The following is a 19,521-nucleotide window of genomic DNA, read 5'->3' as shown; positions in this document are numbered from 1 at the left end:
TTAAAAATCGACAGGCCCGCGCACGGGCCGATACGGGAGATGAACGCATGAAGCTGAATAAGCAAACCACATGGATTCTGATTGCCATGGTACTGGGCGTGGTAGTGGGTTATATCTGCCACAAGATGGCCGACACCCCTGAACAGGCGCATGCCATTGCCAGCTACTTTGGCATGGTGACGGATATGTTCCTGCGCTTGATCAAGATGATCATTGCTCCGTTGATTTTCGCCACGCTGGTTGCCGGTATGGCCAGCATGGATGATGCGGCAACTGTTGGTCGTATCGGGGGCCGTGCTGTGGGCTGGTTTTTGCTGGCCTCGCTGGTATCGCTGACGGTAGGGTTGATTTTTGCCAATATCTTCCAGCCTGGTGCGAATGTTGGCATTCCCTTGCCGGCCGAATCGGCTCATTTGGGGGTGGATACCTCGGCGCTGAATCTGAAAACGTTTCTGACGCATGTTGTGCCACGTAACTTTTTTGAATCCATGTCCAAGAACGAGATTTTGCAGATCCTGGTGTTCTCGGTATTTTTTGGACTGGCCTTGGGCAAAGTGCGTGGTAACCCTCAGGCCAACATCCTGGCGCAAACGATTGAGGGCGCAGTGCCAGTGATGCTGACCGTCACCAACTACGTCATGTACTTTGCACCACTGGGCGTGTTTGCCGCTGTTGCCAATATCATCACGACCGAAGGGCTGGGTATTTTGGCCGTCTATGGCAAGTTTCTGGGCAGCTTTTATGCCACCTTGGTGGTGCTGTGGGCGATTTTGCTTGCCGCGGGATTTCTGGTGCTCAAGGGCCGGGTATTCACCCTGTTCAAAGAAATCCGTCAACCGATGTTGCTGGGCTTTTCGACGGCCTCCAGCGAAGCCGCCTATCCTCGTTTGATGGAAAAGCTGGAAGTGTTCGGTGTACGCAAGCGTGTTATCGGTTTTGTCCTCCCGCTGGGTTATTCCTTTAACCTGGACGGCTCCATGATCTATACCGCTTTTGCGGCGCTGTTCATCTCTCAGGCATATGACGTGCCGCTCACCATGCAACAGCAAATTATCATGCTGTTGGTGTTGATGATTTCCAGTAAAGGTATTGCCGGCGTACCACGCTCTGCGCTGGTCGTCGTGGCAGCAGTTTTGCCTATGTTTGGGCTGCCTGAGGCTGGTGTATTATTGATCATGGGCATTGATCACTTTCTGGACATGGGCCGCACTGCGACAAATGTATTGGGTAACGGCATTGCCACAGCCGTTGTCGCTAAATGGGAAGGTGCCATCGATGCGCCTGACCAGGCGGACAGCAAGGCGGCAGGCTCACCACAGCCCCAGCCCGAGCAGGCAGGCCCGGACTCAGCACCCGCTGTCGCCTGACGTCTTCCGTGTCGATATAGCGGCTGTTTACTAAATATTCTACGTAAGTGGCCGCTACGTTTTATGCATCTGCCCCGATTTATTCGTCTTCATAAAGTCCTGTTGTTGCTGATATTGATTGCGTCACTGTCAGCCTTGGCGGGCGTGATGGCTTACCGAGCTGGTGAATCATTCGGACTGTCCAACTTGCAGGAGTCGGGGCGGCAGCGTCTGGATTTGTATGCGCTGACACTACGCCACGAAGTCGAGAAGTATGAGTATCTGCCCAAGATGCTGGAGCTGGATCAAGAAGTGGTGGGGCTGTTGGAGCGGGGCACCCGGTCCTCGCGCGAGGTCAGCCGTCATCTGGAGCGCTTGAACGAGCGCGCCCAGACCCGCGTGATTTATATCCTCGGCCGTCAGGGTCAGGTTCTGGCGACCAGCAACTGGCAAGAGGCCGATAGCTATCTGGGGGAAGATCTTTCCTACCGCCATTATTTCACCGAAGCGCGTGAAGGACGGCCCGGATTCTTTTTTGGAGTTGGAACCACACGGGGTGAGGCCGGCTATTACATTTCCTCCCCCATCACCCAGGCAGGGCAGGTGATCGGCGTGGCCGTCATCAAGGTGGATCTGGATCGCCTGCAGGATTCATGGACCCACGCTCAAGCGCCGGTGATAGTGTCCGATCACTATGGTGTGGCGATTCTGTCTTCGGTGCCCGCCTGGAAATTTACTGCCAGTCAGCCCCTCAGCGAAGATGTACAACTGCATCTGCACCAGACCCGCCAGTACAATGGTTTGCCCATTGTTCCCCTGAATTTACTGACCCAGAGCGTGTTGAGCCAGGATGCGCAGCTGGTGTCCTTGCCTTCTGATGGCAGGGCGTCGGGAGCCGAGGATGACACCCGCGGACTCCTGCTGGCCCAGACGATTCCGTTTGGTGCGAACGGCTGGACCTTGACCCTGTTTTTACCCACCGATCTGGTCTATTCCATGGCGCGTCTGTACGCCGTGTTGGCCGCTTTGGGGCTTGTATGCCTGTTTGTGATGCTGGTCAGCTGGTATTTGCGCCGGCAGCAACAGCGTGACCGTGCCTTGGCTCGCGTTCAGCTGGAGCGCGCACATGCTCAGCTTGAACGCAAAGTAGAAGAACGTACGCGTTCGCTGGAAGAAACCCAGGCGGGCCTGATTCACGCTGGCAAACTGGCGGTCATCGGGCAATTGTCTACTGGCCTGGCCCACGAACTGAACCAGCCCCTGACTGCCTTGCGTACCTTGTCAGGAAATACCATCCGCTTCATGGAGCGCGGTGATCTGGATACCGTGCGTGCCAACTTGAAGCGCATCAATGATCTGGTCGACAGCATGGGCGCGCTGACCTCTCAGCTCAAGCAATTTGCCCGCAAGTCGCCAGGCCATTCAGAACTGACAGATTTGAGCGCGATTATCGATCAGGCGCTGTTGATTCTCGAACCCGCGATTCGCCAGCATCGTGCAACAATCCAGATTCAATTGGCAGACGATGCAGGGGTAGTGCAGTGCAATCCCAACCGTCTTGAACAGGTCATCGTTAATTTACTGAGTAATGCGATTGATGCCGGCGCCTCACGAAACACGCACCCTGTTGTTCAGCTCAGCAGCCAGCGGCAAGGTCAGCAGGTGGCGATACGGGTTCAGGACAATGGCCCAGGATTAAGCGAGGATGCTCGGCTGCATCTATTCGAGCCATTTTTCACCACTAAAGAAAGTGGTACAGGGCTGGGGCTGGGTTTGGCTATTTCGATGAGTATTATTCAACATTGCGACGGCAGTCTGACAGCCGATAACTTGCCAGGTGGTGGCGCCGTGTTCACCATTGTGCTTCCCTTTCCTGGAGCAGAAAAATGTACGAAGGGCTAACCGTTCTCATCGTTGAAGACGATGTCAATGTGCGTCTGGGTTGTAGCCAAACCTTGCAGCTTGAAGGCATTCGGGTGGAGGAGGCCGAGAGCGCAGAACAGGCCTTGCGCCTCCTGCACAATGGCTGGCCAGGCATTGTCGTGTCCGATGTACGTTTGCCGGGTGCCGATGGCATGAGCTTGCTGCAGCAACTGCAACAGCTGGACAGCGACTTGCCTGTGGTGCTGATTACTGGTCATGGCGATGTGTCGATGGCTGTTCAGGCGATGAAAATGGGGGCTTACGATTTTATTGAGAAGCCGTTTTCGCCCGAACATTTTGTGCAGGTGGTATCGCGCGCCTTGGACAGACGTCAAATGAGCTTTGAGATCAAAGCACTGCAGGGTCGATTACAAGACAAGCAGTCCATTGAGGCTCGCGTGTTGGGCAACTCCTGTCCCATGTCCAAGGTGCGCGAACTGATCTGCAATCTGGGCAATAGTGCCGCCGATGTACTCATTTTTGGCGAAACCGGCACCGGCAAAGAGCTGGTGGCGCGCTGTCTGCACGATCTAGGGCCCAACAGGGACGGTAATTTTGTGGCAGTCAATTGCGGCGCCCTGTCCGACAGTCTGTTCGACAGTCAGATGTTTGGTCATGAGGCGGGGGCCTTTACGGGTGCAGGCAAGCGGGTGATCGGCAAAATCGAACATGCGCACCAGGGCACCTTGTTTCTGGACGAAATAGAAAGCATGCCGATGGCCATGCAGGTCAAGCTATTGCGCGTTTTACAGGAGCGCACGCTGGAGCGTCTGGGTTCTAATCAATCCATCGCCATCAATTGCCGCGTCATTGCGGCGACGAAAGTTGATTTACTGGCCCTGGCCGATCAAGGCCTGTTTCGTCACGACTTGTATTACCGCTTGAATATGGCGACCTTGCCCTTGCCGCCCTTACGCGAACGCCGTGAGGATATTGGCCTTTTGTTTGAGCATTTTGCCTTGTTGGCGGCGGCTCGGCATGATCGTCCGGCGCTGGAGCCAGACTCCGAGCGCTTGCAGGCTATGCTGGGCTGGCATTGGCCGGGCAATGTGCGCGAGCTACGCAATTTCGCCGATCGCTGCGTGCTGGGGGTCAACAGCGCCTTGCCCGGTCAGCAAGCCGCTCCAGGAACCGTGCCGACCTCATTGGTCCACACCGTTGAAGCGGTCGAGCGCGCCTTAATCGCTGAAGCCTTGAAACGACATCACCATAACTTGACTCGCGCCGGGCAGGAATTGGGCATAGCCAAAAGTACGCTGCACGACAAGATCCGCAAGTACGGCCTGTTGGCGTCCTAGAACTGGTCTGTCTGGGCATGGGCGGCCGACCCTGTCTGTTACGTCGCCTGAACAGGCCCGCACTACGCAATCGCTACGCGCTGGGGCGGGCAAGCGCCAGATCGTGCCGGTTTGACGAGGCAAAAAAGAACGCCAGACTCTTCAACGTAGAGTCGGCGTTCTTTGCCTTTCACGGCCTTAGGAGACCCGGGTCGTCTTTTCTAAGCCGACAACTTCTCCACGCGGGCTGGCAAACCTTGACGCACGGCAGCTCCTGAAACCCAATCAATCCACACGTTGTCCTGACCGTCGCCACGGGTTGGGTCCGCAAAACCCAGCTCGTTCAGGTTCACGCCAGCCGCAAGATCCGCCAGATGGGGGGTGGCCTCACCGTCGATGTGATGAGAGCGGGCGCCCAGCTCGGTATGACCAAACCCATGTTCGATCGCGATGGCCCCGCGCATGATACCGCCGCGTACCAACGCCACGCCTTCGACGGCTCCGCCTGGCGTACTGACCCGGATACGATCTCCGTTACGGATACCCATCTTCTTCGCATCCTCCAGGTTCAATGAGATCGGGTTATGCGGATGCACCTGGCGCAAACGGGACATGCCAATCGACATGGAGCTCATCAAGTTGGATTTGTAGGAGCTCATCAGCAGCGGCCACTCCTGTTCAGAGAAATGTTCGCGCATCGGGCTGCCATCGGCCAGACGGGTAGGGTACCAGGTGGGGCACCCACTGAGTCGTTCGCCCGTCATGGTGTGACGCATCTTGGCCAGATCTTCGTTCCAGATCTGTAAAGCGTTGTCGTAGCGATTTTTCAGCTGATTGCCTTTCCAGGCGTTTTCAATTCGATCGAAGCGTCCACCGCGGGTCAGCAACATGGCCACTTTACGCTGCTCTTCGGGATGCAAGCGCGATTGCAGCTCTGGAAAGAGGCGGTCGACACCCGTGATGCGCATATCGTCATCGGAGGCATCGCCCACCGGACGACCTGCACCAAACGCGATGTTGGCCATGCCCCGCAGGTAGAAATCCTCGGCGCACAACAAATCATGGGTATTGCCCGCCTTGTCTTTCAGGACACCCTTGCCAAAACCGGGCAGTTCCAGACGTAGCGCGACCGCAAACAGGAAACTTTCCAAGTTGATCGGCTGACCATCCGCCGTGCGCTCCACGCGGGGCTGAACAACCGGCCAGCGCAAGGTCGAGGACTTGGCGATTACGTCGGCCCAAGGCGCAGACACCCCCCAGCTTTCATAGGTGACCGTGTCCGGCACGATGTAGTCTGCATAAGCATTGGTCTCGTTGATGAATGGATTGACCGAAATCGACAGCGGGAGGGCGGCCGGATCTTTCAACTTGTGCAGCAGCGCATTTTTAAAGCCCGCGATCGCGTAGACCGGATTACTCATGTGATTGATCCAGACCTTGGCCGAGTAGGGATAGCCATTCAGCCCGGAGGCAATCATTTCGCTGCTCAAGGCGCCCACCGCGGGGTACCAGGGAGCAGGAGCCGGGTATAAGGCTTCACCTTTTGCCAGGCGGCGTTTGTACTCGCTGGATTTCTCATAGGCGAAACGATGGCGCGACAAGGACACGCCTTTGGCCGTCACTTTTCCAGGAAACTGTGCAAAGTTGTAGCGTGGTCCCGGTCCAAAAGGCCCGAATGGGCCCGCATCCAGCACCAGGCCCCCTTTCAGGTTCAGGTTGCCCACCAGGGTATTCAACATGGCAATGGCATAAGCCGTGTAGAAACCCGACCCGTTCATGGTGCCACCATGCGCATCGGCCACTGCCTGCCGGCCATAGCTGGTGAACTCTCGCGCCAGCTCGATCAGGGCTTCTTCTTCCATGCCACAGCCTTGGGCGTACTGGGCAATGGTTTTCTCCTGACTGCGCTCGCGCAGCATATGCAAGGCGGTACAGACGCGTACATCCTTGCCGTCCAGATCAACAAGACGGTCGACAAACAGCGTCGCGCGATCCAGATCGGTATGGGCGCGCAGCTCACCTTGTTCGTCCTGAACGATAAAGGGTGATTCAGCTCCTTCGGTCACTTCCCAACCCAGGTCGGTACCGCGCAAGTAGCGGCCAAAACCAGGGTGCTCAGGATCAGCAATCAGTAAATGGCTGGCGTTAGTCCAGGAAGCCGTGTTTTCGTCCTGTTCGGCCGGGGCGTGGGGCAGGGACAAATGCTCCACATCAAAGCGCTCTTGTTCCAGAATCCAGCGCAACATGCCCATGACCAACGACAAGTCGGTGCCGGGCAGGACAGGCTGCCAGCGGTTGCCGCTGCCCGAGGCGAGGCTGGACGAGGTTGGCAGGATCGGGGAAACAACCACGTATTTAAAGGTGTTTTCAGGGCGCGAACGGGCTTCCGCCAGCTCGCGACCTTGGCGCTGGAAGGGGTTGCCGGATTGAGCGGGTGCCGCGCCAATAAACAGTCCAAAACGGGCGTTTTTCCAATCTGGCTTGCCATGCGGCATGCCTTTGATATCGCCCATGGCAGCGCCAGTGCCTACGCGGAAGCTCTGACCGCAATAAGAGCCGTGGTTGCTGACGTTGATCGTGCCAAACGCTTGTTCGGCAAAGCGTTTGACCAGCGGCGTACGACCTTCGTTGGCCGCATCGGTGAACAACAATTGATTGGCAAGTGGGCCAAACTCGGGGTTTTGCGGATCTATCAGGGTTTCATGGTCCCAAATGGCCCGCAATCCGTCGACGTGGCCTTCGTTAAACAAGTTGCCGCCTTCGCAAACCTCTTCGATCAGTTGCTCAAAGCTGATGCGTTGCCATTGCCCTGAGCCGCGCGGGCCAACACGCTTAAGGGGGGAGAGAACACGATAAGGACTGCTGTGCTGCTCTAGCATGGATGCACCACGCGCGCAGGCGCTGGCACGGCCTTCCAGTCCATTTTCACCACCGAGCATGGCGTAAACCTCGCGTACCGGCTGCTCCATGGGGGCAGACTGGGTGGTGGCCAAGGGATGGTAGGGGTTGCCGGCAATACGCAGAATCTTATTGTTCTCCGTATCAATGCGCACACGCACCCCACATTGGGTCCAGCAGCCCAGGCAACTGGAAGGGCTGACAATCTGGCCAGGCGGCGTGTCGAGCAAGCCGGTAACCGGATCGATCCGGAATTCAGCTTGCAGAGAGTTGCCGCGGGTAGCATGGGCGGTTGGCGCTCCGGCTGTGCCTTGACCCAGACCTTGTACCGCCTTGACCACGGTGTCGCTGTAACCGGCCGCAAAAGCAGCCAGACCACCCACAGCAACGCCGCCGCGGGTCAGGACCTGTCGACGCGACAGATCGGGGGTTTCGTTTTTCTTGCTCATGACGATAAGTACCTGAAATCTAGTGGGTCTGTGCGGCCTGGGCCGTCAACGGCGCATGCCGGGCCGGGAACAGAGAGAGCAGGGTGGTGCTGGCGGCAATCAAGGCAATGCACAGGCCGAGCACACCCAGCATGCCCAGCAGTCCATCACTGCCCAAAGGCATGGTGTAGAGGTACAAACCAGCACCATATTTCGGTACACCCTGCACCGCCATGAAAATAATCCAGCGAAACACCCAGGCAGAGCCAAGCATGAAGGCGGCACACAGCAAGCTATACCACGTGCCTTGCAACGTCTCGGCCGGACGGCTGAGCATATAAAGCAGCAGCAGACCCAAAGCGCAAGAGCCCAGAAAGCCCAAACGCCATACCGGGTAGGTCTGGAACAGCTCCTGAGCGGCAGCAAAAGAGCGACTCTCACCCATCAAACCGGAGCCAAGCCACAGCAGGGCCACCAGGATCAGGGACAGCACCACACCCAACGACCAGCGGCGGATATAGTTCATCGGCAGACCGGCCACGCCACCGGGCAGAAAGCGGGCAACCAGTAATAGTGCGCCCAAACTGGCCAGGGCTGCTGTCAACGCAAAATTTACCGGCAAAAACGCGGTGTTCCACAAAGGACGTGAACGCAGCACCATCACTTCAAAGCCGCTGTAAACCAGAATCGACACGGCCGAGACCAGCAGGGCCAGGCTCAGGCCGCGCCACAAAGCGCGTTTGTCCAGCCACCAGGCCAGTACGTTCGCCACCGACAATCCGACGAACACAGGCAACAGAATGGCGCCCAATGACATCCAGGACCAAGGTGTGAAGTGGGCATAGAAATGCCAGAAACGGCCAGGTTGGTGCAAGTCGGCCAGCAAGGACACGGGCGCGGCGATGCTGCTGCACAGCAGCACAATCATCAGCGCGGGTTCCAAACGACGCAACGCGGGATCGCGAGACCAGGCGCAACGCCATACCCAGACCGTGCTGGTGGCGGCCATGCCTACCAGAAAAAAGTATTGGACCGCCCAAGGTAGCCAGGCGACTTCATAGGCGGGGGTCAGAATTTCAATAATAGACATATCGGCCCTTTAGAACTGATTGGTCAGACGCACGCTGGCCTGACCATCCACACCATCGACAAACTCGTCTGGCAAGCCGATGTAAAACACATGGGGGCTGGTATTCATGCCGGGTTTGAGAACGCGGATTTCCTCTTTGTGCTCGTTGAGCAGTTGGGAAATCGTGCTGTTTTCATCGTTCATGTCACCAATGACACGCGCTCCACCCACACAGCTTTCTACACAGGCCGGCAGCAAGCCCACTTCCAGGCGATGTTCACAGAACGTGCATTTGTCGGCAGTTTGGGTTTCATGGTTAATGAAGCGGGCGTCGTAAGGACAGGCCTGAACACAATATGCGCAGCCGACACAGCGCTCGTTATCCACCAACACCACCCCGTCTTCACGCTGAAATGTCGCCTGTACCGGACAGACAGGTACACAGGGTGGGTTATCGCAGTGATTGCAAAGGCGCGGCAGGCTCAGCATGGCCGCCTGCTGCTGCTCGTCGAGCACCTCGTATTGCAGAACCGTGGTTCGGAACTGCCCGATAGGCGGGGCGTTTTCGATCGAGCAACTGACCGTACAGGCCTGACAACCAATACATTTTCGTAGATCCACCACCATGCCGTAGCGGGCCCCCTCTTTCCCACCGCTGCGGCGGGGAGGCTGACTGTTCATGGCCGCTTGGACAGGCTGGATAGGAATAATGGTGGCACCGGCGCTCAGGCCCAGTAATTCCTTAAGAAAACGTCGCTTGCCCGGTTTGGGCTCGGCGGTTGGAATCATGTGTTTTCCTTTTTTTGCCTGGGTTTAACCCATTTAAATTATTTACAGTTATAAGCATATTAAGAATACGAAGTTACAATCTTGATGAAAGTCAAAAAGAACATTTAAAGGTTGAAATGTTGATATGCAGTGATAATGGGCACAAAAAAAACCCCTTCGTTCAGAAGGGGCTGTATAGGACTGATTTAAAAAGAAAAATACTTAAAAAGTCCCGCCCAGACTCAGGAAGAAAGTACGGCCAGGCTGGTTGAACGTATGAGCGCCAGCGCCATAGATGTAGTTGGGCGTCCCCAGGTTCACGCCGATTGCATTTCCGCGCCGGAACAGGCGTTTGTCAAACAGATTGTCGACACCCGCGGTGATATGCATCCGCTTGTTGATTTTGTACTGGGTGCTCAGACCAAATAAGGCGTACGGGGAGACCTTGTCGGTTGCAGAGCCTGTCAGAGTCTGCCCGTAGTAGTCGTATTTGGGTGGCTTTTGTTCGCAGTAGAACGTCGCTTTGGCCCGCAAGGACCAGTCGGCGTTTACCGTCCAGTCCAAGGTAGTGTTGATGGTGTATTTGGGAATCGTGGACAGCGCTTCGCCAGTGGTCTTGTTTTTGGACTCAATCATGTAGGTGAAGTTGGTTGACCATAGCCAGTTCGGGGCAACCGGCCAGGTCAGGTTGCCTTCCAGGCCTGAAACCACGGCTTTGGGAATGTTTTCCCACTGCAGAATCAATTGCTGCTTGTTCAGGGCGGTAAAGCTATCTACTGCAAAACGTCCTGCTTCCACTTTATTGCGGTAGTCGTTATGAAAGTAGGTCAGGCTTGCACCCAGGCCGCCGTCACCGACATACTCAATTCCCAGCTCCTTGTTGATGCTGGTTTCTGCCTTCAGGTCCGAGTTACCCTGCAGGAAGCAACCTGTCGTGCTCGATGACGTATTACCCCAGCAACCGTTACCGAGACTGTACAAGGTGTAGCCATCATTGCTTTGATACAGGTTGGGAGCCTTGTAGGCGCGGGCGATACCGGCTTTGAACAACCAGTTGTCAGTTACCGCATGCGTGAGATTGAGTGACGGGCTCCAGTTGCTGCCATGCTTGTCGTGGTAGTCAAAGCGCAGCCCGGGTGTAACGGTCGTCTGGTCGGTAGCGTAAATATTGTTTTCAGCAAACACCGAATAAATACTGGCTCGCGATTTGGGCTTGTAGGCCGTCGGTACGCCAGGGATGCGGGTAGGGTTGCGTTGCGCCAAGTCCGAGGACGTGTCGTTGAGTTCCTGGCCAACCCATTCCATACCGACCGTTGCGTATTGCTCAATACTGCCGGCCTTGAATTGATGACTGGCCTCGGCATGGGCGGTCAGGGTGCTCAGGTCAGCCGTACCAAATCCCCCATCGTTCACACGGGACGGGTCATTAAATGCCCCCTCGGTCCCGCCCGCCAAGCCCTCCAGCAGACGGTAGTTGCGTGTTTTCTCGTACTGCACATACGCCAGCGTGTTGGTTTTGTCATTCCAATCACCCCGATGGGTCAGGGAATAGCTTTGGCGATATATTTTGTTCGTTTCGTCGCCCAACTGGCGTTTGACCTCATCATTGGTATTGGTGTTTTGGGTATCGCCGGTGTAAATATTGCCCTGGCGGCCGTAGAAAACCTCCAGGTCCACCGTGTGGCGGCTGTCGGGACGCCAGGACAGCAGACCATTGATGTCCTTGTTGCGCACCCCCTCACGCCCGGCAGGCAGACTGTTGGCGTTGGCCCCCCCGCGTTCGGTCTGGTGGCCTTTATTGATCTCCGGGTCGTCCGCATCGGTCTTGTTCAGGTTTCCGTATAGGCGAAAGGACAGGGATTCGCTGATGGGGCCGCTCAGGCCAAAATTCATGCGGCGTGTCGCCCCTTCATCGCTGTGTTCGGGCACATTCCCATAAAGAGAATAGGAGCCCTGGAACGTGTCGGTGGTGGGCTTGGTGATGATATTGACCACTCCTCCGGCTGCTCCGTTACCGTAACGAGCTGCGGCTGGGCCGCGCAGCACTTCTACTCGTTCGATCTGCTCGGCAGGAACCCAGTTGGTATCGCCGCGGGAATCGCGTTCGCCCCGCCAACCAAATCGCACGGCAGAGCGTGAACTGACCGGTTTGCCATCAATCAGAATCAGCGTGTTTTCCGGGCCCATGCCGCGGATATCAATTTGCCGATTATTGCCACGCTGCCCGCTGGCTGAATTACCCGTCAGGTTGACCCCCGGCATGGTGCGCAGCACTTCGGAGATGTCGTTGGCGGGTGGGGATTTCTGGATGTCGTCGGCGGTGATGACAGACGACCCCAAGGTTTGCTTGAGCTCTTGTTCGGCCTTGACCACGATGCGCTCCAGTTCCTCGACCTCTTGCGCTCGCGTCTGAACAGGGAAGGCCAAGCTCATCGCTACAGCCAGACTGCTTAGGGACATAAAGGGGACACCGCCAGGCCTACGGCGCGTAGCGGCGAAAGAGGAGGACACCGACATGATTAACACCTAGTAATAATGAGATTGATTCGTGATTATAAACAAGGTGAGCGGTGTTACAAAGTGATAATTTCGTATGGCCGATACAAAGGGATCGGCGCATTCAGCCCGACACCCAGCCGCTGCCGGTCAAGACAAAGCCCTTGTCAAGATGGGCAGCGTGCGTGGTAGACAGGGTGAATGCGCTCAAGCGCAGACACTGCAGCCAGGGCCCATGCAAGTATGGATAACCGAGTTGCGCGTACTGGAGCGCGTGCCGGGGCCAGTCACATTATTGCCGGCCAGGGCTTGTTGAGGGGTCAGGCCCCGCGCGGGGCTGGATTTGCTGAACAGACGCCGAGGAGCACTCAGCTGCAGCAAAAGACTGCCTTTTTCACAAGCAGGGCAAACTTGAGGGTCGTTGCGGGCAGCCATGCTGCGCAAATGGCTGCTGCGTTGCAAGCAATGATTGCAAAGATAGTCGTACAAAGGCATGGCAAATCCAAGTGAAACGGGCCCTGGTCTCAATGAAAGACCAGGGCCATAGACCGATTAGCTCAGCTTACAGCGTGTGCCTGGACGGCCAAAACGAGCGGCATCATTCAAGGCACCCTTAGGCAGAATATCGGTATCAAAAATACCGGTAGGCAAGGCCAGGGAGGCGGAGCTGTTGGGCAGGTCCACCACGCCACCATAACGACCCTCAACGGGAGCGGCCGTCAGGAGCATGTACGCTTGCGCGCGCGACAAGTCCGTGGTGCGGCTGATGTAATCAATCGCCGCCAGGCAAGCCTGACGGTACGCGACCGTGGAGTCCAGATAGTAGTTCACGCCTTCTTCCACACTGATCCCGGTAAAGTGCATCCACTGATCGTACTTGGGATCGTGGCGGCCCGGCACGTAGATAGGCGCGGTCAGATTATATTTGGCCATGCCCCCTTTGATCAGGTCAAAGCCAAGGTGGGCAGCGCCGTCCATCTCAATGGCGCCACAAAAGGAGATTTCGCCATCGCCCTGGGAGAAGTGCAAGTCACCCATGGACAGGCCAGCCCCTTTGACGTACACGGGGAAGTAAATCCGCGAACCGATGGTCAGATTCTTGATGTCCAGGTTGCCGCCGTGCTCACGCGGGGGCACGGTACGGGCGGCTTCGGCAGCCATACGGTCAAATTCCGCGCCCTTGACACCGCGCAGCACCGCTGTCTTGGCGTCGGGTGGATTGGCGTGGCCCTTGGGTACGAGCAAGGCTTCCCGACGATTCCACTCACGCAGCAACTCATGCGAGGGCAGGGTGCCGATCAGGCCGGGATGCATCATGGCGGCGATGCGTACACCAGGGATATGCCGCGAGGTGGCATACACACCATGCAGGTCCCAGATGGCCTTGTCGGCTTCGGGGAAATGCTCGGCCAAAAAACCACCGCCGTTCTCTTTGGCAAAAATGCCCGAGAAACCCACCGGGGTAATACAGCGAATATCCAGCAGGTCCACCACCAGAATGTCGCCGGGCTCGGCGCCTTCCACGTGGATCGGGCCGGTCAGGGGGTGAGCGCGGGTCAGGTCAACGTCGCGCACGTCGTTGGCGCTATCGGTGTTTTTAATCTGGGCATCCAGAAAATCCAGGCATTCCAGAATCATTTCTTCACCCGGCTTGACGCTGGTCAGATCGGGAATATCAGGATGCCATCGGTTGTGCCCTATTTCAGCTTGTTCGGCCAGGGGTGCGCCGGGTTTGATTTTTATATGCTGCATGTGTTCTCCGAAGTATGTGTGCGAGGTTCGCACCAAGGCGCTTTTTCAGGCGCTTGACCACACCATTAACACGACTGGACAAGCATGGTCAAAATCAGCCAAGCAACGGTTTTATATGCATTTTTTTTCCGGTAAATAAATTCTTAAGTGAGTCAATGATTTAGACATTAAGCGATTAAAAAACAATAAACCGCGCTTTTTGTCTAGAGGATAAATCCTGATCTGGCGCAGGTTTTTTATGTCGGCGCGTACCGTTAATAAAAAGGGGTATGGACATACGCTAATTCGTATAGAAGACATACGAGTTTCTTAATGGCCCAAGCAGATTCAAGGTCAGACACGGAAAAGGGGGCTTGGTTCGTAAGGCTCCGAATAACCCTTATCACCAACGCGCAATAAGACAGCAAGTTGAACTGACAACAATAAAAGCAAATAAAACGCAGGAGACACCCTTGTGACTAGCTGTTCCCCCATCCTGTGGATTCGACATCCACTGGCTTGTTCTGACGCGGATGCCGCCGGTGGCGTGCTGATTCAAGACAGCCGCATTATCGAAAAAGTAGCGTCTGGTCAGCAACCGCGACAGGCCTATGACCAAACCTGGGACGCCTCACGTCATGTATTGCTGCCCGGTCTGGTCAATACTCATCATCATTTTTATCAGACCTTGACCCGGGCCTATACCCCCGCCTTGAACAAACCGTTGTTTCCCTGGCTGACCACCCTGTATGACGTATGGGCAGGCTTGGATGATGAGCAGATGCAGGTGGCCAGTGAGCTGGCGATGGTGGAGCTGCTGCAATCGGGCTGCACTACGGTGGCTGACCACCATTATGTGTTTTCGGGCGCCTTGCAGCATGCAATTGACTGTCAGGCTGAAACGGCCCAGCGTCTGGGCGTTCGTGCGGCATTGACGCGAGGCTCCATGAGTGTGGGCCGCGAGCAGGGCGGCTTACCGCCGCAAATCGTAGTGCAGGACGAGCAAACCATTCTGGATGACAGTCTGCGCCTGATTCGTCAGTATCACCAGCGCGAGGACGGCGCCATGATTACCCTGGCGCTGGCTCCCTGTTCGCCTTTTTCTGTCAGCCGTGAGCTCATGCGTGAAAGTGCCCAACTGGCCGAGCGCGAAGACGTGCGTTTGCATACCCATCTGGCCGAAACCGACGATGAAACCGCCTACTGTGAACGCCTCTTTGGCATGCGTCCACTTGATTACCTGGATCAGCAGGGATGGTTGAGCAATCGTACCTGGCTGGCGCATGGCATTCATTTCAATGACGAAGAAATTCAACGCCTGGGTCGGGCAGGGACCGGCATCGCCCATTGCCCCTCCTCCAATATGGTGTTGGGAAGTGGCCTGTGCCGCACCATTGAGCTGGAAGCGGCAGGCGCACCGGTTGGTCTGGCGGTTGATGGTTCGGCTTCCAACGATCACTCCAATCTGGCTCAGGAAATGCGGCAGGCCCTGTTGTTAGGCCGGCTGCGTTACCAGCCAGGGCAGGTCACCCATCAAGCCGTCATTCGTTGGGCCACCCAGGGTTCGGCCCGTTGTTTGGGCCGGGACGATATTGGCGGTCTGAACGTTGGACAGCAAGCAGATCTGGCCCTGTTCACTCTTGATGAATTGCGTTTTTCGGGTGCGGAAAACCCCCTGGCTGCCTTATTGCTGTGCGGTGCGGACCGCGCTGACCGCGTGATGGTCGCAGGTCAGTGGCGTGTCATTGACGGCCAGGTCTGCGGGATTGATCAACACGATTTGATGCAGCGTCATCAAGGCGCCGCACGTCGTTTGCGTGACAAGGCACTGTCCGGCGCAGTGACGGCTTAAGTTCAGTAGCGACAGGGCCGACAGAGCCCTGCCTCATTATTCCTCGGAGACAGTTATGACAAGACCTGCACAGGCAAGGGCTGCGGCAACGGCGCCGCGTCCTGAAGACGAGAATCTGGGCCTGGGGGCCAATCTGGCCTATGGCTTTCAGCACGTATTAACCATGTATGGCGGCATTATTGCCGTCCCGCTGATTATTGGTGAGGCTGCGGGCCTGCCTGCCAACGAAACAGGGCTGTTGATTACCGCCTGCCTGTTCATGGGCGGGCTGGCCACCTTGCTGCAGACCCTGGGCGTTCCTTTCTTCGGCTGCCGGCTGCCCCTGGTACAAGGGGTGTCCTTTTCGGGCGTTGCCACCATGATCGCCATTTTGGGCACGGGCGGCGGCTTGCCCGCGGTGTTTGGCGCAGTGATTGCGGCCTCCTTCATAGGGTTGCTGATTACCCCCATCTTTTCTCGAGTCATCCGTTTTTTTCCGCCTCTGGTCACCGGTTGTGTAATCACCACGATTGGGCTGACCCTGATGCCGGTGGCGGCCTTCTGGGCGATGGGCGGCAATCCACAGGCGCCTGACTTTGGCAGTGTCGGCAATATTTCCCTGGCTGCCCTGACCTTGCTGATCGTGCTGCTGCTCAGCAAGCTGGGAAGTGCCACTATTTCTCGCCTGTCCATCTTGCTGGCTATTATTATTGGCACTGTCATTGCTGTTGCCATGGGACATGCGGATTTCTCAGCGGTCAGCGAAGGGGAGGTATTTGCCTTGCCCAGCCTGTTCCATTTCGGCATGCCCACCTTTCAGACGGCCGCGATCATCTCCATGTTCATTGTGATCATCGTGACCTTGGTCGAGACCTCGGCGGATATTCTGGCAGTGGGCGATATCATCGAGACCAAAGTGGACGCCCGCCGTCTCGGTGATGGTTTGCGTGCCGATATGCTCTCCAGCCTGCTTGCTCCCGTTTTTGGTTCCTTCACGCAAAGCGCCTTTGCCCAGAATGTAGGCCTGGTAGCGGTAACCGGCGTGAAAAGTCGCTATGTTGTCGCCTTTGGCGGCCTGATCCTGATTGCTCTGGGCTTGTTGCCGATAATGGGACGCCTGGTCGCTGCTGTGCCGCCGGCCGTTCTGGGCGGTGCGGGCATGGTGCTGTTTGGCACGGTCGCAGCCAGCGGCATCCGTACCTTGGCCAAAGTGAACTATGACAACAATATGAACCTGATTATTGTGGCCACCTCAATTGGCGCAGGCATGATTCCCATTGTGGCACCCAAGTTCTACGAGCACTTCCCGGTCTGGTTTGCAACGATTTTCCATTCCGGTATCAGCTCGGCCGCTCTGGTCGCCATCGTACTGAATCTGCTGTTCAACCACTTCACCCTGGGCAATTCCGAGCATCCTTCCGTATTTGCAGCTGGGGGAGGCCGCTATCTGCGTGTCTCGGATCTGGCCAAATTGAATGAAGGTGATCACGTGATTAATGGCAAGGTGATGGACAAAGACGGCAAGGAGATTCCGGTCATTGATGACGATCATCCACTGGCCCATGAGCCCGTCCTGCCACACGCCAAGCCAAGCCTGAGCAGTACGTAAGGCTGAGCAGTCCCTCTTGGCAATATTTGCTCAACGTCTACACGGTCGTACCTTTGGCCGCCTTGTCTCTCTAACGAGCAGGGCGGTTTTTTTACGCAGATACTTGAAAAAGTGAACAAGCCCCCCATTTCTGTTGATGTAGGCGCCCGAGCCCACGCCTTCCCTTGCACAGGGCTCAGCAAAGGAAAAATGGAGGTCAAGCATGGCAAGCAATTTGACACGTTTTAATCCGTTTGGGGATCTGGCTGGTCTGGATTCGTGGCGGGATATCGAAGATATGTTCCGGCGCGTCCCCGTCGTTGGTTCCCTGGCCGGGAATACGCCACCCGCCATCCGTCTGGATGTCAGTGAGAACGAGGAAGCCTATCAGGTTAGCGCTGAAGTGCCTGGCATCAATAAAGAAGATGTGCATGTCAGCGTTGATGGCAATATTGTCTCTATCAAGGTAGAGAGCCGGCGCACCCATGAAGAGAAAGAGGGTGATACGGTGTTGCGCAGTGAGCGCTACTATGGGGTGCAGACCCGTCGCTTCAGTCTGGCGCAGGATATTGACGAGGCGCGAGCCAGCGCTAAATGCGAAAACGGAGTATTGGAACTGGTTCTGCCCAAGAAAAAGAGCGGAACCGGGGCCAAAAAGCTGGAAGTTCGCTAAGCCTGTGCTGTCAACAAAAAACCGCGCCGTTCTGGCGCGGTTTTTTGTTTTATGCGCGGCATGCAGAGCGACTGCAGGCGTTCGTTATCACCTGTCCACGCCCCGGCCCAAACATCCCCGTATCAAGGAGTGTGGTTGTCGAGCATATAAGTCAATGAACTGGCCAGCAAAGCACGCGTTCCGATGCGCAGGGCCTTTTCATCAATCATGAACTCAGGTGAATGATTGGGCGCACCCATTTTATCCGGATAGGGTGAGGCATTAAGCCGCCAGAAAACCACGGGTACGTTCTTGCCAAACGCGCCAAAATCCTCCGAACCCATACCTGGCGGCACCTCTTTGGCCCCGATACGGTCGCTGGCCAGTTCCAGAGCAGGGATGATGGTTTGAGTCACGTTGGGATCGCTGACCAGGACCTCATAGCCCGTGTCGATGCGAACGGTCGCTTTCACATCATGGTTGGCTGCAATATTTTGGGCATATCGTTCAATCAACTCGTGAGCCCTTGTCTGATTTTGTTTGGACAGTGAGCGCACCGTGCCGCTGATATCCGCAGTTTCAGGCAACACATTTGGACGGTTACCACTTTGCAACAAGCCTACCGTCACCACTGTTGTGCCATCCTGTGGGTTCGTTCGCTGGGCGATGATGCTATTTAGCGCCACCACCGTCTCGGCAGCGGCAACAAGCGGGGAGGCGGCCGTCCAGGGCGAGGAACCATGGCCGCCTTTACCCGCCAAAGAAATGGAAAACACATCACCACTGGCCATCAGGCTGCCTTTTCGGTAGCCAATGCTCCCTGCGGGGTAGGAAGGTCCGATGTGCTGGCCCATGACCACATCCACTTTAGGCTTGTCCAGTACGCCTTCGGCCATCATGGCATTGGCGCCGCTCAAGGGCTTACCAGGACCTTGCTCTTCGGCGGGCTGAAACAAGAGCACAATCGTACCCGGCAGTTCCTCACGCATGTCGGAAAAAACTTGGGCAGCACCCAACAGCATGGCAACGTGCGTATCGTGGCCGCACGCGTGCGATACCGACACTTCCTTGCCTTGCCAGGTGCCTTTGGCAACGGACTTGAAGGGCAGGTCATTGCGTTCCTGTACAGGCAGGGCGTCCATATCGGCACGCAAGGCTACGACAGGGCCAGGCTTTCCGCCTTTCAAGACGGCCTTGATCCCGGTCTGTGCAATCCCGCTTTGAATCTGATAGCCGGGCATGCTCTCCAGTGCCGCTTTAATATAAGCCGCCGTATTATGCTCTTGATAAGAAAGCTCAGGATTCTGATGCAGGTGGCGTCGCCACTCGATCACCTTTTCCTCCAGGGCATCGGCCTTGCCCATCGCGGTTTCCACCATCGGATGGCTGGTTTGTGCCAACGCCGTCCCGGCCAGCAGGCAACTCGTCACCAATAGGCTCAGGCGAAATGCGTGTCTCATACTGTCTCCTCGCTTTTTTAGTGTCATAGCGATTGATCATAGCACCGGCCCAGC

The 19,521-nt window shown here is 56.5% G+C and carries 13 protein-coding genes; 6 read left to right on the top strand and 7 right to left on the bottom strand.

Annotated features, from left to right (window positions below):
* Positions 1 to 47: 47 nt before the first annotated feature.
* From V6936_RS05355 to V6936_RS05345, 3 genes are all read left to right on the top strand, one after another.
* A complete protein-coding gene (locus tag V6936_RS05355; RefSeq protein ID WP_336579539.1) occupies positions 48 to 1,367 on the top strand; it encodes a dicarboxylate/amino acid:cation symporter in 1,320 nt (439 codons plus the stop codon).
* Between the two features lie 147 nt (positions 1,368 to 1,514).
* Complete coding sequence (locus tag V6936_RS05350) at positions 1,515 to 3,248, top strand: ATP-binding protein (protein ID WP_336579538.1); 1,734 nt, start codon at positions 1,515 to 1,517, stop codon at positions 3,246 to 3,248.
* The gene (locus tag V6936_RS05345; RefSeq protein WP_301605604.1) at positions 3,233 to 4,567 is read left to right on the top strand and encodes a sigma-54-dependent transcriptional regulator; all 1,335 of its coding nucleotides are present in this window, start codon (positions 3,233 to 3,235) and stop codon (positions 4,565 to 4,567) included. Before V6936_RS05350 ends, V6936_RS05345 begins: the two co-directional genes overlap by 16 nt.
* Positions 4,568 to 4,767: 200 nt before the next feature.
* On the opposite strand, the gene V6936_RS05340 is transcribed toward V6936_RS05345, so the two are convergent.
* The 6 genes from V6936_RS05340 to fmdA all read right to left on the bottom strand — a co-directional run bounded on the left by V6936_RS05340 (position 4,768) and on the right by fmdA (position 13,957).
* On the bottom strand, positions 4,768 to 7,893 hold the full coding sequence (locus V6936_RS05340; protein ID WP_336579537.1) for a tetrathionate reductase subunit A: 3,126 nt from the start codon (positions 7,891 to 7,893) through the stop codon (positions 4,768 to 4,770).
* Positions 7,894 to 7,912: 19 nt separating this feature from the next.
* A complete protein-coding gene (gene nrfD / locus V6936_RS05335) occupies positions 7,913 to 8,962 on the bottom strand; it encodes an NrfD/PsrC family molybdoenzyme membrane anchor subunit (protein ID WP_131071771.1) in 1,050 nt (349 codons plus the stop codon).
* A gap of 9 nt (positions 8,963 to 8,971) precedes the next feature.
* Positions 8,972 to 9,730, bottom strand: a complete 759-nt coding sequence (gene dsrO, locus V6936_RS05330) for a sulfate reduction electron transfer complex DsrMKJOP subunit DsrO (RefSeq protein WP_059317642.1) — start codon at positions 9,728 to 9,730, stop codon at positions 8,972 to 8,974.
* Between the two features lie 201 nt (positions 9,731 to 9,931).
* A complete protein-coding gene (locus V6936_RS05325; protein ID WP_336579536.1) occupies positions 9,932 to 12,169 on the bottom strand; it encodes a TonB-dependent siderophore receptor in 2,238 nt (745 codons plus the stop codon).
* Positions 12,170 to 12,412: 243 nt separating this feature from the next.
* Positions 12,413 to 12,700, bottom strand: a complete 288-nt coding sequence (locus tag V6936_RS05320) for an FmdB family zinc ribbon protein (protein WP_131071774.1) — start codon at positions 12,698 to 12,700, stop codon at positions 12,413 to 12,415.
* A gap of 57 nt (positions 12,701 to 12,757) precedes the next feature.
* Positions 12,758 to 13,957, bottom strand: coding sequence for a formamidase (fmdA, locus tag V6936_RS05315; protein ID WP_003800092.1), 1,200 nt, complete (start codon positions 13,955 to 13,957; stop codon positions 12,758 to 12,760).
* A gap of 454 nt (positions 13,958 to 14,411) precedes the next feature.
* Here fmdA and V6936_RS05310 point away from each other — a divergent pair, with 454 nt between their 5' ends.
* From V6936_RS05310 to V6936_RS05300, 3 genes are all read left to right on the top strand, one after another.
* The gene (locus V6936_RS05310) at positions 14,412 to 15,788 is read left to right on the top strand and encodes an 8-oxoguanine deaminase (RefSeq protein ID WP_240208705.1); all 1,377 of its coding nucleotides are present in this window, start codon (positions 14,412 to 14,414) and stop codon (positions 15,786 to 15,788) included.
* 55 nt (positions 15,789 to 15,843) lie between these two features.
* Positions 15,844 to 17,376, top strand: coding sequence for a nucleobase:cation symporter-2 family protein (locus V6936_RS05305; protein WP_131071777.1), 1,533 nt, complete (start codon positions 15,844 to 15,846; stop codon positions 17,374 to 17,376).
* 202 nt (positions 17,377 to 17,578) lie between these two features.
* Entirely contained in the window at positions 17,579 to 18,028 is a 450-nt protein-coding gene (locus tag V6936_RS05300) for an Hsp20/alpha crystallin family protein (protein ID WP_003800089.1), read from the top strand.
* A gap of 122 nt (positions 18,029 to 18,150) precedes the next feature.
* Here V6936_RS05300 and V6936_RS05295 read toward each other — a convergent pair whose 3' ends face one another.
* A complete protein-coding gene (locus tag V6936_RS05295) occupies positions 18,151 to 19,467 on the bottom strand; it encodes a M20 metallopeptidase family protein (protein ID WP_131071778.1) in 1,317 nt (438 codons plus the stop codon).
* Between the last annotated feature and the right edge of the window lie 54 nt (positions 19,468 to 19,521).

The organism is Alcaligenes sp. CHO6 (assembly GCF_037120595.1).
In the GTDB taxonomy this organism is placed as follows: Bacteria; Pseudomonadota; Gammaproteobacteria; order Burkholderiales; family Burkholderiaceae_B; genus Alcaligenes; species Alcaligenes ammonioxydans.
This window is presented reverse-complemented; position numbering and strand designations above follow the sequence as displayed.

Excerpts from the sequence above, each read along its gene's own strand:
- V6936_RS05355 (WP_336579539.1), top strand. The coding sequence starts at position 48 with ATGAAGCTGAATAAGCAAACCACATGGATTCTGATTGCCATGGTACTG.
- V6936_RS05350 (WP_336579538.1), top strand. The coding sequence starts at position 1,515 with ATGGCTTACCGAGCTGGTGAATCATTCGGACTGTCCAACTTGCAGGAG.
- V6936_RS05345 (WP_301605604.1), top strand. The coding sequence starts at position 3,233 with ATGTACGAAGGGCTAACCGTTCTCATCGTTGAAGACGATGTCAATGTG.
- V6936_RS05340 (WP_336579537.1), bottom strand. The coding sequence starts at position 7,893 with ATGAGCAAGAAAAACGAAACCCCCGATCTGTCGCGTCGACAGGTCCTG.
- nrfD (WP_131071771.1), bottom strand. The coding sequence starts at position 8,962 with ATGTCTATTATTGAAATTCTGACCCCCGCCTATGAAGTCGCCTGGCTA.
- dsrO (WP_059317642.1), bottom strand. The coding sequence starts at position 9,730 with ATGATTCCAACCGCCGAGCCCAAACCGGGCAAGCGACGTTTTCTTAAG.
- V6936_RS05325 (WP_336579536.1), bottom strand. The coding sequence starts at position 12,169 with ATGTCCCTAAGCAGTCTGGCTGTAGCGATGAGCTTGGCCTTCCCTGTT.
- V6936_RS05320 (WP_131071774.1), bottom strand. The coding sequence starts at position 12,700 with ATGCCTTTGTACGACTATCTTTGCAATCATTGCTTGCAACGCAGCAGC.
- fmdA (WP_003800092.1), bottom strand. The coding sequence starts at position 13,957 with ATGCAGCATATAAAAATCAAACCCGGCGCACCCCTGGCCGAACAAGCT.
- V6936_RS05305 (WP_131071777.1), top strand. The coding sequence starts at position 15,844 with ATGACAAGACCTGCACAGGCAAGGGCTGCGGCAACGGCGCCGCGTCCT.
- V6936_RS05300 (WP_003800089.1), top strand. The coding sequence starts at position 17,579 with ATGGCAAGCAATTTGACACGTTTTAATCCGTTTGGGGATCTGGCTGGT.
- V6936_RS05295 (WP_131071778.1), bottom strand. The coding sequence starts at position 19,467 with ATGAGACACGCATTTCGCCTGAGCCTATTGGTGACGAGTTGCCTGCTG.